General features: G+C 69.4%; 17 protein-coding genes. 12 read left to right on the top strand and 5 right to left on the bottom strand.

The genetic code is table 11. The annotated features are described in order from the left end of the window. Positions 1–4 precede the first annotated feature (4 nt). The 3 genes from dnaJ to EQ874_RS06440 all read left to right on the top strand — a co-directional run bounded on the left by dnaJ (position 5) and on the right by EQ874_RS06440 (position 2,815). Positions 5–1,156: a molecular chaperone DnaJ gene (dnaJ, locus tag EQ874_RS06450; RefSeq protein ID WP_016933789.1), complete on the top strand. Its 1,152-nt coding sequence runs from the start codon at positions 5–7 to the stop codon at positions 1,154–1,156. 9 nt (positions 1,157–1,165) lie between these two features. Continuing rightward, positions 1,166–1,924, top strand: a complete 759-nt coding sequence (locus EQ874_RS06445; RefSeq protein WP_129976311.1) for a 16S rRNA (uracil(1498)-N(3))-methyltransferase — start codon at positions 1,166–1,168, stop codon at positions 1,922–1,924. A 78-nt stretch (positions 1,925–2,002) separates the two neighbouring features. Continuing rightward, positions 2,003–2,815: a prolyl oligopeptidase family serine peptidase gene (locus EQ874_RS06440; protein ID WP_129976309.1), complete on the top strand. Its 813-nt coding sequence runs from the start codon at positions 2,003–2,005 to the stop codon at positions 2,813–2,815. Here EQ874_RS06440 and EQ874_RS06435 read toward each other — a convergent pair. Continuing rightward, positions 2,759–4,372 carry an MFS transporter gene (locus tag EQ874_RS06435; RefSeq protein WP_129976307.1) on the bottom strand — a complete coding sequence of 538 codons (1,614 nt, stop codon included), beginning with the start codon at positions 4,370–4,372 and terminating at the stop codon, positions 2,759–2,761. The two genes, EQ874_RS06440 and EQ874_RS06435, sit on opposite strands and share 57 nt — an antisense overlap. Positions 4,373–4,556: 184 nt before the next feature. Here EQ874_RS06435 and EQ874_RS06430 point away from each other — a divergent pair, with 184 nt between their 5' ends. The 5 genes from EQ874_RS06430 to era all read left to right on the top strand — a co-directional run bounded on the left by EQ874_RS06430 (position 4,557) and on the right by era (position 9,201). Then, positions 4,557–5,159, top strand: a complete 603-nt coding sequence (locus tag EQ874_RS06430) for a TetR/AcrR family transcriptional regulator (RefSeq protein WP_016933435.1) — start codon at positions 4,557–4,559, stop codon at positions 5,157–5,159. Positions 5,160–5,261: 102 nt separating this feature from the next. Then, positions 5,262–6,320 carry a PhoH family protein gene (locus EQ874_RS06425; RefSeq protein WP_129976303.1) on the top strand — a complete coding sequence of 353 codons (1,059 nt, stop codon included), beginning with the start codon at positions 5,262–5,264 and terminating at the stop codon, positions 6,318–6,320. Between the two features lie 49 nt (positions 6,321–6,369). After that, a complete protein-coding gene (gene ybeY / locus EQ874_RS06420; RefSeq protein ID WP_016933437.1) occupies positions 6,370–6,912 on the top strand; it encodes an rRNA maturation RNase YbeY in 543 nt (180 codons plus the stop codon). 58 nt (positions 6,913–6,970) lie between these two features. Continuing rightward, complete coding sequence (locus EQ874_RS06415) at positions 6,971–8,287, top strand: hemolysin family protein (protein ID WP_016933438.1); 1,317 nt, start codon at positions 6,971–6,973, stop codon at positions 8,285–8,287. After that, on the top strand, positions 8,284–9,201 hold the full coding sequence (era, locus tag EQ874_RS06410; RefSeq protein WP_016933439.1) for a GTPase Era: 918 nt from the start codon (positions 8,284–8,286) through the stop codon (positions 9,199–9,201). Before EQ874_RS06415 ends, era begins: the two co-directional genes overlap by 4 nt. A gap of 134 nt (positions 9,202–9,335) precedes the next feature. On the opposite strand, the gene EQ874_RS06405 is transcribed toward era, so the two are convergent. Continuing rightward, positions 9,336–9,911: a TetR/AcrR family transcriptional regulator gene (locus EQ874_RS06405; RefSeq protein WP_129976301.1), complete on the bottom strand. Its 576-nt coding sequence runs from the start codon at positions 9,909–9,911 to the stop codon at positions 9,336–9,338. Then, positions 9,902–11,311: an amidase gene (locus tag EQ874_RS06400; RefSeq protein ID WP_129976299.1), complete on the bottom strand. Its 1,410-nt coding sequence runs from the start codon at positions 11,309–11,311 to the stop codon at positions 9,902–9,904. The genes EQ874_RS06405 and EQ874_RS06400 overlap by 10 nt, the downstream gene beginning before the upstream one ends. Positions 11,312–11,414: 103 nt before the next feature. Here EQ874_RS06400 and recO point away from each other — a divergent pair, with 103 nt between their 5' ends. Genes recO through EQ874_RS06380 form a run of 4 tightly spaced genes read left to right on the top strand, consistent with a single transcriptional unit; the run spans position 11,415 to position 13,984 of the window. Continuing rightward, positions 11,415–12,245, top strand: coding sequence for a DNA repair protein RecO (gene recO, locus EQ874_RS06395; protein WP_084421531.1), 831 nt, complete (start codon positions 11,415–11,417; stop codon positions 12,243–12,245). Continuing rightward, positions 12,202–13,008 carry an isoprenyl transferase gene (locus tag EQ874_RS06390; RefSeq protein WP_064063049.1) on the top strand — a complete coding sequence of 269 codons (807 nt, stop codon included), beginning with the start codon at positions 12,202–12,204 and terminating at the stop codon, positions 13,006–13,008. The genes recO and EQ874_RS06390 overlap by 44 nt, the downstream gene beginning before the upstream one ends. Continuing rightward, entirely contained in the window at positions 13,005–13,430 is a 426-nt protein-coding gene (locus EQ874_RS06385; RefSeq protein WP_129976297.1) for a hypothetical protein, read from the top strand. Before EQ874_RS06390 ends, EQ874_RS06385 begins: the two co-directional genes overlap by 4 nt. Beyond that, positions 13,427–13,984 (top strand): hypothetical protein, encoded by a 558-nt coding sequence (locus EQ874_RS06380; RefSeq protein ID WP_129976295.1) that lies wholly within the window; start codon positions 13,427–13,429, stop codon positions 13,982–13,984. The genes EQ874_RS06385 and EQ874_RS06380 overlap by 4 nt, the downstream gene beginning before the upstream one ends. A 9-nt stretch (positions 13,985–13,993) precedes the next feature. Here the strand turns inward: EQ874_RS06380 and EQ874_RS06375 are convergent, their stop codons facing one another. After that, on the bottom strand, positions 13,994–14,410 hold the full coding sequence (locus EQ874_RS06375) for a Fur family transcriptional regulator (RefSeq protein WP_129976293.1): 417 nt from the start codon (positions 14,408–14,410) through the stop codon (positions 13,994–13,996). Beyond that, positions 14,407–14,700, bottom strand: a complete 294-nt coding sequence (locus EQ874_RS06370; RefSeq protein ID WP_242496686.1) for a metalloregulator ArsR/SmtB family transcription factor — start codon at positions 14,698–14,700, stop codon at positions 14,407–14,409. Before EQ874_RS06370 ends, EQ874_RS06375 begins: the two co-directional genes overlap by 4 nt. Between the last annotated feature and the right edge of the window lie 262 nt (positions 14,701–14,962).

Here is a 14,962-nt window from a genome sequence, read left to right as displayed (position 1 = left end):
AAACGTGGCACGGGACTACTACGGGACGCTCGGCGTGTCCAAGAACGCGACCGACCAGGAGATCAAACGGGCGTACCGCAAGTTGGCGCGCGAGCACCACCCCGACGTGAACCCCGACGAGTCGGCGCAGAAGCGTTTCCAGGAGATCTCGGCCGCCTACGAGGTGCTGTCGGATCCCGAGAAGCGACGCATCGTCGACCTCGGCGGCGATCCGCTCGAACCCGGTGGCGGCGGCGCCGGTGGCTTCGGGGGCGCCGGCTTCGGTGGCGGACTCGGCGACGTCTTCGAGGCGTTCTTCGGTGGCGGGGCAGGCGGATCCCGCGGCCCGCGCGGCCGCGTCCAGCCCGGCGCCGACTCGCTGCTCCGCACCCGGCTGACCCTCGAGGAATGCGCTCGTGGCGTCACCAAGACGGTCACCGTCGACACCGCGATCCTGTGCGATGCGTGCACCGGTTCCGGTACCCACGGCGACTCGAAGCCCGTGCGATGCGAGACCTGCGGTGGTGCCGGCGAGGTCCAGTCGGTGCAGCGCTCCTTCCTCGGCCAGGTCATGACGTCCCGGCCCTGCCCGACCTGCCGCGGTGTCGGCGAGACCATCCCGGACCCCTGCCGGAAGTGCGGCGGCGACGGTCGCGTGCGCGCCCGCCGTGAGATCACCGTCAAGGTGCCTGCCGGTGTGGGCAACGGCATGCGCATCCGCCTCGCGGCCCAGGGCGAGGTCGGCCCCGGCGGTGGTCCCGCCGGCGATCTCTACGTCGAGGTGCTCGAACAGCAGCACGAGGTCTTCGTCCGCGACGGCGACGATCTGCACTGCACCATCCGGGTGCCCATGGTCGACGCGGCGCTCGGCACTGCGGTGACGGTCGACACGATCCTCGACGGCCCCATCGAGATCACCGTCGATCCCGGCACCCAGCCCGGTTCGGTCTCGGTGCTGCGCGGTCACGGCATGCCGAAGCTGCGGTCGGGCACGCGCGGCGATCTGCACGCCCATCTCGAGGTCGTGGTGCCCACCCGGATCGATCACAAGCAGACCAAGCTGCTCGAGGATCTGCGCCGGCACAGCGACCGCGAGCGTGTCGAGGTCGTGACGACCGGTTCGCAGAACTCCGGCGGCCTGTTCTCGCGTCTGCGCGACGCGTTCAGCGCCCGTTAGGTCGCCCGGGTGGCCGCGACACTGTTCTACCTCGACCCGCTGCCCGCCGAAGGGCAGACGGCCGTGCTCGACGGCAAGGAGGGCCGGCACGCCGCCACGGTCCGTCGCATCGCGGTCGGCGAACGGCTCGTGTTGTCCGACGGTGCGGGTGGGGTCGCCGACGTCGAGGTCACCGCGGTGGCGAAGGATCGGCTCGAAGCCCTCGTGCTCGGTCGTCGCGCCGTCGCCCCGCCGCGTCCGAGTGTGACGGTCGTGCAGGCGTTGCCGAAGTCCGACCGGTCCGAACTCGCCGTCGAACTGGCCACCGAGGCCGGAGCCGACGAGTTCGTGCCGTGGCAGTCGGCGCGGTGCGTGGCACGATGGGATGCCAAGGCGGACAAGGGTGTTGCCAAGTGGCAGGCTGTTGCGACCTCGGCGGCCAAACAGTCGCGGCGTGCGCACGTGCCCACGGTCGACGCGCTGCACCGCACTTCCGAGGTCGTCGCCCGTGTGCGGTCGGCCGTCGAGCGCGGTGACGTCGTCGCGGTGCTGCACGAATCCGCGACCACTCCCTTCGCCGACCTGCCGGTGGGCGACGCCGATTCGCTGACGCTGATCGTCGGTCCCGAAGGCGGACTCGACGACGCGGAGGTCCACGCTCTCGTCGACGCGGGGGCGGTGGCCGTCGGTCTCGGCCCCACGGTGCTGCGTACCTCGACCGCGGCGGCCGTTGCACTCGGAGCGATCGGCGTGCTCACCGACCGGTGGCGCACCCGGCCGCTGCACTAGGGACCGCGTGCGGGTTCCGGCTCTCTGTACTGAGGGACCGCGTGCGGGTCCCGACCCTCTGCACTGAAGGAATTCCTCTTGGCTCGCACCAGAATCGCCTACGGCGCCCACTCGCAGCAGTTCGGGCACGTCTTCCTGCCCGACCTCGAGACCGTGACGGGGCCCGTTCCCGTCGTCATGGTCGTCCACGGGGGTTCGTGGCACGGTCGCTACCGACTCACCTTGGGCACGGCGCTCGCCGTCGACCTCGCTCGTCGCGGTGTGGTGGCGTGGAACGTCGAGTACCGGCGACTCGAGGCCGGTGGCGCGTGGGAGGAGATGTCCGCCGACGTGGTTGCGGCGTTCGAGACGATCTTCACCGAGGTCGTTCCGCACGCGCAGCGCGCCGGCATCGAGATCGACGTCGACCGTGTCCGGCTCGTCGGTCATTCGGCGGGAGGTCAGCTGGCGGTGTGGCTCGCCGGTGAGAACACATCGGTGCGGCCGGAATTCGTGGTCTCGCAGGCAGGAGCACTCGACCTCGTCACGCCCGGGGAGCGAGGCCGCCGTGTGCACGCATTCGAGGCGCTCTTCGGCGCGTCCTACACGGATGAGCCGGAGCGTTACCGCTCCGCCTCACCCACGCACCGGGTGCCGATCGGTGTGCCGGTCGCGGTGCTGCACGGCACCACCGACGAGCAGGTTCCGGTGAGTGTGGCGCACCGCTACGCCGAGGTGGCCGCGACAGCGGGAGATCCGGTGTCGCTGGAACTGTTCGACGGCGACGACCATGTCGCCTTCCTGAACCGCACGACCCGCTCCTGGGAGCGATCGCTCGAACTGCTCACCGCTCCGTCAGTCGCCGACCTCGGCATCGCTGCGGGAGCGGGCGGGGAGCCCGCGGGGGAGTAGCGCCGTGACCGCCGCGGCGCCGACGAGCAGGACGATACCGGCGACGAGGCTCGCGGACGAGATCGCCTGCGCGAACGCTGCGGACGACGCGTCGAGCAGAGGCTGCGCGTACGACGCCGCGAACGGATGGGCTGCGAGTTCCTCCGCGACGATCGCCGCACCGCCCACCGAGTCGCCGGCCGCCTCGATCGCCATCGCCGCCTGCTCGGCCATCGGGCCCGTCAGATCTGCCATCGGGAATCCGTCGAGGAAACCGGAGATCTCGCGGTGATAGGTGGTCGCGAGGATCGAGCCGAGTACGGCGATGCCCAGTGAACCGCCGAATTCCACTGCGGTGTCGTTCAATCCGCCCGCCGATCCGAGATCCGAGTCGGGGAAGCCGCCCATGACGAGGTCGGTGGACGGGGGTGTGGCCAGGCCGATGCCCAGCCCCAGTAGCAGCAACGAGATGAGGAAGGGTGTGAAGCCGGAGCCGGTGTCCGTGACGGTGAGGGCGAGGATGCCTGCCGCTGCGGCGATCATGCCCGCGCCCACGAGGAGCCGCGCGCCCAGGCGAGGGGCGAGCCGGCCGCTCAGCGCCGCACCCAGCGAGACCGTCGCCGCAAGGGGGAGCAGACGCAGCCCCGTCTCGAGGGGGCCGTAGCCCAGCACGAACTGGAACTGCTGGGAGACGAAGTAGATGGCTCCGAACGCGACGAGGAAGAGCAACAGCACGGCGACGCAGGCACCGCCGACGGTCCGGTCCGCGACACGGTGCAGATCCAGCAGCGGCCGGGGATGGCGCAGTTCCCACACGACGAAGAGAACCGCGACAACCACCGAACCGACCGTGGTCGCGATCACCCCGGTGCCCCAACCGAAGTGGAAGCCTTCGATGATCGCGTAGACGATCCCGCCGAGGGCGAGGACCGACAGGGCGCCGCCGATCCAATCGGTGCGGGTGAGATCGTCGGCCTTCGATGCGGGCACGAGGATCAGGGCGGCGAGGGCGGCGAGCGCCGCGATCGGTACGTTGATGAGGAAGGTCGACCCCCACGAGTTCGATTCGAGGAGCCATCCGGCGAGCAGTGGGCCGAGGGCGATGGCGAGGCCCGAGGTGGCCGCCCATGCGGCGATCGCCCGGGCACGCTCGCGCGGGGGGAACATCGCGACGAGCAGCGACAGCGTTGCGGGCATGATGACGGCGGCGCCCACACCCATGACGATGCGCGCGACGATCACATCACCCGCGCTGTCGGCGAGCGATCCGTACACCGCCCCCGCGGCGAACCCCGCCAGGCCTGCCAGCAGCGCGCGTCGACGGCCGTACCGGTCGCCGAGCACGCCGAACAGCAGCATCAGCGCGGCGTAGGGGACGGTGTAGCCGTCGATGATCCACTGCATGTCGGCGCTGGTGAGCTGCAGGTCGCGCAGCATTCCGGGCGCTGCGACGATGAGTGAGGTGTTCGCCATCACGACGATGAGCAGGCTCAGGCACAGCACCGCGAGTCCTGCCCAGCGCAGCCGGTAGGGTTCCTTCGCCGCGCTCCCTTCCGATCGGGTGACAGCAGTGGTCATCGGGCTCTCCTCGGGGTGCTGGGTGGACGGGGACGGACCCCCGTTCTGCACGGCGCTGTGCAAGTTACCCAGCTGCACATCCGTGTGCAACTAAAATGAAAGACAGATCACAGTCAGTAGGAAGAGGGCGAAGAACGTGGAGAACTCGGTCACTCGGCCACGAACCCGATTCATCGCGAACCGCATGCGCATACTCGATGCGGCAGTGATGTGTTTCGCCACCGACTTCGACGCGAGCATGGACGATGTCGCGAAGGCCGCGGGCGTGGTCCGCCGCACGGTGTACGCGCACTTCCCCAACCGGGAAGCGCTCGTCGAGGGGATCGTCGACGACGCCTCGACCGCGCTCGCCGAGGCCCTCGACCACCCCGAACCGGAGGACCCCGAGGTCGCCCTCGCGGTGGAGGGGCTGCGGACCTGGCCGATCGGCGACCGCTATCGCGTGCTGCTCTCGTTCGCGCGCAAGGAGGTGGGTGAGCAACGCATCGCCGAACTCGTCGCGCCGGTGCGCTCACGCGTCCTCGGGCTCGTCGAACGTGGCCTCGCGCAGGGGCAGTTCTCCGACTACCTTCCGGCGCCGGTGCTGGTCGGGATGATGGAAGGCCTGACGATGGCCACGCTCGAGCAGGCCAACCTCGGTCTGGTGGACGACTCGGGCGACACGATCGTGCTCGGCAACCTCGTGCTGGCCGGGGTCTCACCCGATCGGGCACCGGCCGTCCTCGCCGAGGCGCGGCGATGGCTCGCGGAGGCCACCTCGGGAGACGGGGGCACCGAAGCCCGGTGAAACGCACTGTTGCGGGAGGGTACGCCCCGCCCGGCGCTAGACTGGCACGAACACGACGACCGTCGTGCACGAGCCGAACCGAAAGCAGGACGTACCGTCCACGTGAGTGAACCAGACCGACCCCACGAGCCCGCCGAACTCGAACCGACCACGGTCCGATCGAGCCTGGACCTCCCGTCGGAGGCCGCAGCGCCCCTGCTCGGAGCTGCGGACGAGAACCTGATCGCCCTCGAGGCCCTCCTGGCGGCGGACATCCACGTGCGGGGCAACACCGTCACGCTGACCGGTGCACCCGCCGACGTCGCGCTCGCCGAACGCGCGCTCGCCGAACTCGTCACCCTCGTCCGACGCGGTCAGCCGCTCACCCCCGACGCCGTGCGCCGCACCGTGGGCATGCTCACCCAGGGGCTCTCCGAGTCGCCGGCCGACGTGCTCAGCCTCGACATCCTGTCGCGTCGCGGGAAGACGATCCGGCCCAAGACCCTGAACCAGAAGCGGTACGTCGACGCCATCGATGCTCACACCATCGTCTTCGGCATCGGCCCCGCCGGTACGGGCAAGACCTATCTCGCCATGGCGAAGGCCGTGCAGGCGCTGCAGACCAAGCAGGTCAACCGCATCATCCTCACCCGACCCGCCGTCGAGGCCGGGGAGCGACTCGGCTTCCTGCCGGGCACCCTGTACGAGAAGATCGACCCCTATCTGCGTCCGCTGCACGACGCATTGCACGACATGATGGATCCGGAGGCGATCCCGAAGCTCATGCAGGCCGGGGTGATCGAGGTTGCGCCCCTGGCATTCATGCGGGGCCGGACCCTCAATGACGCGTTCATCATCCTCGACGAGGCGCAGAACACCACGGCCGAGCAGATGAAGATGTTCCTCACGCGCCTGGGCTTCGGCTCCAAGATCGTCGTGACCGGCGACATCACGCAGATCGACCTGCCCGGCGGTGCCCGCTCGGGTCTCGCCGCCGCCACCGAGATCCTCGACGGCATCGACGACATCCACATCGCGCGACTCGACAGCAGCGACGTCGTGCGGCACCGGCTCGTCTCCGACATCGTCGACGCCTACGGTCGTTTCGAGGCCGGCCGCGACGGCGACGGGATTTCCGGCAACCGCGCCCAGCGCCGCGCGCAGCGGGTGCAGCGTCGATGAACCCCCTTGTAGATCAACCGAATACCGTCGTGCAGAAGGAACTCCAGTCATGAGCATCGAGATCTCGAACGAATCGGGCATGGACGTCTCGGAGGAGGAACTCCTCGACGTCGCTCGCTTCGTGATCGCCCGGATGGATGTGCATCCGGCGGCGGAGTTGTCGATGGTGCTCGTGGACCTCGACACCATGGCCGATCTGCACGTGCGGTGGATGGACCTGCCCGGCCCCACCGATGTGATGTCGTTCCCCATGGACGAACTCGAGCCCGGCGGACGTCCCGACGCTCCGGAGCCGGGCCCGTCGATGCTCGGCGACATCGTGCTGTGTCCGCAGTTCGCCGCAGACCAGGCGGTCAAGGCCGGTCACCCGGTGGACCACGAGCTCGCCCTGCTCACCGTGCACGGCATGCTCCACCTCCTGGGCTACGACCATGCCGAGCCGGAGGAGGAGAAGGAGATGTTCGGCCTACAGAATCAGCTCCTCGCCGAGTGGTACGAGGAGATCCGGCGCGCCGAGCAGGAGGCACTCCTCGCCGCCCGCGATCGGAAGCTGCTGGGCAAGGCCGGTTTCGTCGACACTCCCGAATCATGAGCGGCGACAGTACGAACCCACCTGATCGGACGACGCCGGCCGGGGGAGTGACGGTCGCGTGAGTACCGTGCCCCTCGTCGTCCTGGCGGTCGTCCTGGTGGTGCTCGGCGGTCTGTTCGCCGCCGTCGATTCCGCCCTGAACACCGTATCCGCTGCGCGCGCCGAGGAACTGGCGAAAGAGGGCCGGACCGGTGCGCGGCGCCTGCTCGGTCTGCTCGACGATCGGCCCCGCTACGTCAATCTGACGGTGCTGCTGCGGATCCTCTGCGAGATCACCGCCACCGTGGTGCTCGTCGGTGCGCTGCTCGCCGTCCTCGACCGGACGTGGGTGCTCGTGGTGGGCGCCGCGGTGATGGTGATCGTCGACTACGTCGTGATCGGCGTCGGCCCTCGCACTCTCGGACGCCAGCACGCCTACCCGATCGCGCTCGCGGCCACCGGTCCGTTGCGGATCCTCGGTGTCCTGCTCGGTCCGATCAGCCGGATCCTCATCGCCGTGGGTAACGCCGTCACACCCGGCCGCGGTTTCCGGAACGGCCCGTTCGCCAACGAGATCGAGCTGCGCGAACTGGTCGACCTCGCGCAGGAGAGCGGAGTCGTGGCCGACGAGGAACGCCGGATGATCCAGTCGGTGTTCGATTTCGGCGACACCACCGCCCGCGAGATCATGGTTCCGCGTCCCGAGATGGTGTGGATCGAGGAGACCAAGACGGCCGGTCAGGCCACCTCGCTCGCGGTCCGCAGCGGACACTCCCGGATCCCGGTGATCGGCGAGAACGTCGACGACATCCGCGGTGTCGTCTACCTCAAGGATCTCGTCAAGCAGACCTACTACCACCGTGATGGTGGGCGCAGCGTCTCGGTGGCCGACGTCATGCGACCGGCGGTGTTCGTGCCGGATTCGAAGCGCCTCGACGATCTGCTCGCCGACATGCAGCGCGACCGCAACCACATGGCGGTGCTCGTCGACGAATACGGCGGCATCGCAGGCCTGGTGACGATCGAGGACGTCATCGAGGAGATCGTCGGTGAGATCGCCGACGAATACGACACCGGGGAGATTCCCGATGTCGAGGATCTCGGCGACGACACCTACCGGGTCTCGGCGCGACTGCCCGTCGAGGATCTCGGCGAACTGTTCGATATCGACATCGAGGACGACGAGGTCGACACGGTCGGCGGACTCCTCGGCTACGAGCTCGGCCGAGTTCCTCTGCCGGGCGCGGAGGTACGGACCCACGGCCTGCTGCTGCGCGGTGAGGGCGGACCGGACGTCCGCGGGCGGGTGCGTGTGAGCACCGTCCACGTGCAGCGGGCGGCACCCGACGAAGAACACAGCGATACCGATACGGCCACGACCGAGGAGCATGCATGACCGACACCGACTTCCGTTCCGGCTTCATCTGTTTCGTCGGCCGGCCCAACACGGGGAAGTCGACGCTCACGAACGCGCTCGTGGGCAGCAAGATCGCGATCACCTCGTCGCGTCCGCAGACCACCCGGCACACCATCCGCGGCATCGTCCACCGCGACAACGCGCAGCTCATCCTGGTCGACACGCCAGGACTGCACCGTCCGCGCACCCTGCTCGGCCAGCGACTGAACGATCTGGTGCAGGACACCTACTCCGAGGTCGACGCGATCGGCATGTGCTTCCCCGCCGACGAGAAGATCGGCCCCGGCGACCGCTGGATCCTGGAGCAGGTGCGGCACATGGCGCCGAAGACCCCGGTCGTCGGCATCGTGACGAAGATCGACAAGGTCGGCAAGCAGCAGGTCGCGGCGCAGTTGCTCGCCGTGTCGAAGCTCCTCGGCGAGGACTGCGAGGTCGTGCCCGTCTCCGCGGCGTCGGGTGAGCAGGTCGAGGTCCTCATCGACGTCCTCGTCTCGCACATGGAACCCGGTCCGGCCTTCTATCCCGACGGCGAGCTCACCGACGAGCCGGAGGAGACCCTGATGGCCGAGCTCATCCGTGAGGCCGCGCTCGAAGGTCTCGGCGACGAGCTGCCGCACTCGCTCGCGGTCGTCATCGAAGAGATCACGGAACGTGAGGGCCGCACCGAGAAGCAGGGCGAGATGCTCGACGTGCACGCCCTGCTCTACGTCGAGCGGCCGAGCCAGAAGGGCATCGTGATCGGCAAGGGCGGCGCGCGGCTGCGCGAGGTGGGCACTGCCGCGCGCACCCAGATCGAGAAGCTCCTCGGCGTGAAGATCTATCTCGACCTGCACGTGAAGGTCGCGAAGGACTGGCAGCGCGATCCCAAACAGCTGGGCCGCCTGGGATTCTGACGCTCGCTGCGGGCACCCTGTCGGGCGGACGTGGCGACCGGCCGGTGAGCCACACCGACGCGAGGTCGTCCGCGGTCACCACGGCCCGAAGTTCTGCGCGACCACCGAGACCGATGCCGCGTGTACTGCGGGGTTCAGCGGCGATCTGCCGCTGCTCCCTGCAGCAACAGCAGGACGGCCTCCGACAGGTCCGGCTCCGTGCCCGTCGACAGGCGGCGCAGCTGCAGGCCGGTGATGGTGGCCACGACCGTCGGGGCGATCGTCTCCGGTGTCGGCACACCGAGGGCGGAGAGGACGGAGACGGCCAGCACGTCGTAGGCGCGCCAGCACCGCTCGGCGACCTGCCGTAGCTCGTCGTCGCGTCCCGCCTGCACGTACAGTTCGAAGGGCGCGATGCGCTCGGCCGTGAAGGTCAGGTCGTGGGCGACCCGCTCGGTGATCTCCGCCGCTTCGGTCAACGACAACGCCTGTGAGCGATAGCGATCGGTGAGTACGCGCAGGCGCTCGGTCTCCTCGTCGACGAAGAACTCGAGGGCGGCCCGCAGCAGGTCGGCCTGGGTGGGGAAGTGGTAGGTGATCGATCCCAGCGATACCTCGGCGCGCGCCGCGATGCGCCGGTTCGTCACGCCCGCGACACCGTGGGTTCCGACGAGATGCAGGGTGGCGTGGACGATCCGCGAGCGGGTGTCGTCGCGCGTGGTCACCACCATTGCTCCCGGGTGTGCTCGTGCCAGCGCAGCACCGACTCCAGTTGCGAGGCGAGGGACACCAGGAGCGGTTCGGAGTTCTCCGGGCCGAGCAATTGGGCGCCCACCGGCAGGCGCTCCTCGGTGAATCCGGCCGGGACGTTGACCGCGGGCCAGCCCAGCACGTTCCACGGCCACGCGTACGGGCACGCGCCCGTGATGACCTTGTCGGTGGCCCACCCGCCGATTCCGTCGATCGCCGTCACCGGTAGCGGCGGTGTGGCGGTGGTGGGGGCGAGCACGACGTCGAACCGGTCGAAGATGCGGCCGACCCGCCGGTGCAGGCGCGGCTCGGCGGCGCGTGCTGCGCGTAGCGGAAAGCCGTGGAGCAGGCGGCCGGTGCGCGCGTTGGCGCGGGTGCGGACGTCGGGGAGAGACGGATCGGGCAGGCGATGCAGCCAGTCCTCGATGCCGGACATGGAGCGCGGAAGGAAGTTCAGCCCGAAGAGGATTCCGTAGTCGGGATCGGCGAGGGTCACCTCGTGTCCGAGATCGCGCAGCACGGCGGCGAGCGCGGCGATGCGGGTGCGGACGCGGGCGTCGAGGCGGGTGGGTGTCGCGGTGAACGGGATCTTCACCGACAGGGCGATGTTCAGCCTGCCCGGATCCCGTCCCACGGAGTCGGAGACGGTGAGTGGCGCGCACGTGTGCCGGTCGCCGGGATGGTTGCCGGACACGACATCGAGGAGCAGGGCCGCATCGGCGACCGTGCGGGCGAGGGGACCGTGCGTGGTCAGCCCGTTGAAGGACTCGGCGTCGGGCCACATGGAGATGCGGCCGCGCTGCGGCTTGATGCCGACGAGATTCGACCACGAGGCAGGGATACGGACCGATCCGGCGCCGTCGGATCCCAGCGCGGCCGGCACGAGCCCGGCGGCGACGGCGGCGGCGCTGCCGCCCGACGAACCGCCGGGGGTGTGGTCGCGCGACCACGCGCTGCGGGTGTGCCCGAACGCATCACTACCGGTGAGCGGCCACTGGCCGAGTTCGGGGGAGTGCGTCTTACCGACGATCACGGCTCCGGCGGCGCGCAGGCGGCACACGACCTCGGCGTCGGTGTCCTTCGGAGCGAAGGTGCCGGCGCACCCGAACATCGTCGTCTCGCCGACGACGTCGGTGTCGTCCTTGATCGCGATGGGGACCCCGAGCAGGGGCAGGCGTTCGCCGCTCGCGCGGCGCCGGTCGGCCTCGCGGGCCTCGTCGAGTGCGGCCGTGCGGCGCACGACACGGAAGGCGTTGAGGTGCGGCTGCGACTCGTCGATCCGGTCGAGGCTCGCACGGACGAGATCCGTGGAGGTGGTCTCGCCGCGGTCGAGCGCTCCGACGGTCGCCTTCAGGTCGCGCAGATTGGTTCGAGCATCCATTCGTTCCCCCGTTCGTTCGAACGAACAATAACGCGTTCCAGTTCTGGGTGTCGAGTCCCCTCACGGGTCGTCCCGTGTCACCGCGCCATGACAGACTCGGGGAGTGAGGCTTTATCGGGACAACGCGGTGGTGCTGCGCCAGCACAAGCTGGGCGAGGCCGACCGCATCGTCACCCTGCTGACACGCCGGCACGGACTCGTGCGGGCCGTCGCGAAGGGCGTGCGCCGCACCCGCTCGAAGTTCGGCGCGCGGCTCGAACCGTTCGCCCACATCGACGTCCAGCTCCACCCGGGCCGCAATCTCGACATCGTCACCCAGGTGCAGACCCTCGACGCCTTCGCCGTGGGCATCGTCGACGACTACTCCCGTTACACCACCGCGTGCGCAATCCTCGAGACCGCCGAACGGCTCGCCGGTGAGGAACGCGCACCCGTACCGCGCCTGCACGCGCTCACCGTCGGAGCCCTCCGTGCGGTGTGCGACCACACCCGGCCACCCGAACTCGTGCTCGACGCCTACCTGCTGCGAGCCATGACCTACGCGGGGTGGGCGCCGGCGATCACCCACTGCGCGCGCTGCGACCGTCCCGGCCCGCACACCGCCTTCCACGTCGCCGCCGGCGGTGCGGTGTGCGTGCACTGCCGTCCCCCGGGGGCGGCCACACCCGCACCGGGAGTGTTCGCACTGCTCGACGCGCTCGACCGCGGACGATGGGCCGAGACCGAATCGGCCGACGCAGCGGTGCGGCGCCAGGCCAGCGGCCTCGTCGCCGCGCACCTGCAATGGCACCTCGAGCGGCAACTGCGCTCGCTGCCCCTCGTCGAACGCGGTCGCACCGAGCCTCCGATCTCCAACCGGGCTGATGACGTCGCACGGGCCGTCCGGCAGGATGGGGATCGTGATTCGACGACGTACCACGCCCCCATCGTCTGAGCGGGTGATCCGGCCGCCCGACCCGCACCCGTCGGGCGCACGGCCTCCCGTCCTGCAGCCCGAGCTGATTCCGCAGCACGTGGCGCTCGTGATGGACGGCAACGGTCGCTGGGCGCAGGAGCGCGGTCTGCCGCGCACCGCCGGGCACGAACGAGGCGAAGCCGTACTGATGGACACGGTGTGCGGATGCATCGAGATGGGCGTCAAGTGGCTGTCGGCCTATGCCTTCTCCACCGAGAACTGGAAGCGCAGCCCCGACGAGGTCCGATTCCTCATGGGCTTCAACCGCGACGTGATCCGGCGACGCCGCGACGAGATGCACGAGATGGGTGTGCGCGTCCGGTGGGCCGGCCGCCGTCCCCGCCTGTGGCGCAGCGTGATCAAGGAACTCGAGATCGCCGAGGAGCTGACGAAGGACAACGACGTCATGACCCTCACGATGTGCGTCAACTACGGCGGACGCGCCGAGATCGCCGACGCCGCAAGGGAAATCGCCCGGCGTGTCGCGGCCGGTGAACTGGACCCCGAGCGCATCACCGAGTCGACCGTCGCGCGGTATCTCGACGAGCCCGAGATGCCCGACGTCGACCTGTTCCTGCGGCCCTCGGGCGAGCAGCGCACCTCGAACTTCCTGCTGTGGCAGTCCGCCTACGCCGAACTGGTCTTCCAGGACACGATGTTCCCCGATTTCGACCGGCGCGACCTGTGGGCGGCATGCGTCGAATATGCCTCGCGCGACCGGCGATTCGGCGGTGTGAAATGACCTCCCTGCGCGAGCGGGTCGCGGTCGCCCTCACGCCCTTCGTCGACGTCCGCACCCCGTCGTCCGCCGCGAACGGCGACAGTTCGTTCGGATTCGACTACGGCGCCGTGCCCTTCGCGCTGCAGGTCGTCACGCTCACCGAAGGACTCGACGTGATCTCCGTCACCGGAGTGCTCGCATGGGATCTTCCGCTCGACGACGCCGTGCGCATCCGGGTCGCGACCGCTGCCGACGCCCTGCAGTTCGGCTCGGTGCACCTCGTAGAACGCGACGCCGAGGCCGACGTCGTACTGCGGTACTCGTTTCCCGCGACCGGTCTCGACGACACGGCGCTGACCACCATGCTGCTGCTCGTGCTCGACGGCGCCGCCGGCGCGCGCGGTGCCGTCGCGGGAACCCCCGATCCGAAGGAGAATTCGTGACCACGACCGACACCGACGTCGAGACCACCACCGAGGAGGTCGTCGCCGCCGACGGGCCGCATGCCGTCGCGATCCCCACCGAGGACGACGACACGCTGCGTGCCGCCGTGGTGGAGACGCTTTCGGAGATTCTCGAGGAGGCTCCCGAAGCCGACGAGGACGGCGAGATCCCGATCTGGATCGACGACGTGCTCACCTACGCGACCGTCGACGCCGAGGGTGGCTTCGTGCTGCTCACCACGTACCTGGTCGAGGGCATCGCGGGGCGCACCCGGGCGGCGGAGGTCCTCGGCGACCTGCAGATCGAGTTCCCGGAGGTGAAGTTCGTCCTCGACAAGGACCGGGTCACCGTCGAGTTGCGGGTCGCGGCGTCGCCGCTCGTCCCGATCCATCTCGTGCGGGCCGTCGCGTCGCTCGTCCCGGTCGTCGAACAGGCACGCGCGCTGGCGCAGCGCCTCGGGGGCGAGGCGTCGGTCTTCGACGGTGAGGCCGATGGCGACGAGGAGGACCTGCTCGTCGACGGCTGCGGCTGTGGGGACTGCGACTGCGGCTGACCGCCGCGGTCAGCCCTGTGCGAGTGCGCAGTCCCGGCAGTTGCCGAAGATCTCGACGGTGTGACTGACGTCGACGAAGCCGTTCGCCTCGGCCACCTCGTGCGACCAGCGTTCGACCTCCGGGCCGTCCACCTCGACCGTGAAGCCGCAGTGGCGGCACACGAGATGGTGGTGGTGCCCGGAGGAGCACCGCCGGAACAGCGACTCGCCGCTGTCGGTACGCAGCACGTCGACGCTGCCCACCTCTGCGAGCGACTGCAGGGTGCGGTAGACGGTGGTCAGGCCGATGCCTTCGCCGCGCTTGCGCAGTTCGTCGTGCAGATCCTGGGCGGAGCGGAACTCCTCGGTGTTGTCGAGCAGGTCGACGATGGCGCTGCGTTGACGGGTCGAGCGGACCCCCACGAGAGGTTTGCGGGCGGAGGTCACTGCGATCGTCCTTCCTGTGCATGAGCAACGGCATCGACGACGATATGGGCGAGATGGTCGTCGGCCAGGTGGTAGAGCACTTCGCGTCCCGAGCGTTCGCCGCGTACGACGCCGGCGGTCTTGAGTACTCGCAGATGCTGGCTGATGAGCGGTTGGGTGACTCCCAGGGCGCCGACGAGTTCGTGCACGCAACGAGCGGACTCGCGCAGTTCGAGCACGATCGAGATGCGGACGGGCGCCGACAGCGCCCGCAGCAGCTCACCGGCCGCGATCAGCGTGTCGTGGGAGATGTCGGGCCGGGATGCGAGGGCGTCGGTCCCGGTCGATCCGAGGGCCCGCTCGCCTGTGCTGCAGTCGTGTGGATCGGCGTCGACACTCACGGGGCTCCTCGGGGCGGGTCGGCCGCCGATCGGCGGCCTTATTGCAAATCGATTCCATTTTGATATGCACGATTGCGCATGTCAACCGGCGCGAATTCGGACTCCGAACGAGGAGCGATAGGCTTACAGATCGACGCATGCTGCGAAAACCCGCATCGAAGATGGAGAACCG

This window comes from Rhodococcus sp. Q1, from assembly GCF_004153645.1.
Classification (GTDB): Bacteria; Actinomycetota; Actinomycetes; order Mycobacteriales; family Mycobacteriaceae; genus Rhodococcus; species Rhodococcus gordoniae.
The sequence above is the reverse complement of the archived record's forward strand: the minus strand, read 5'-3'. Positions and strand labels throughout refer to the sequence as shown.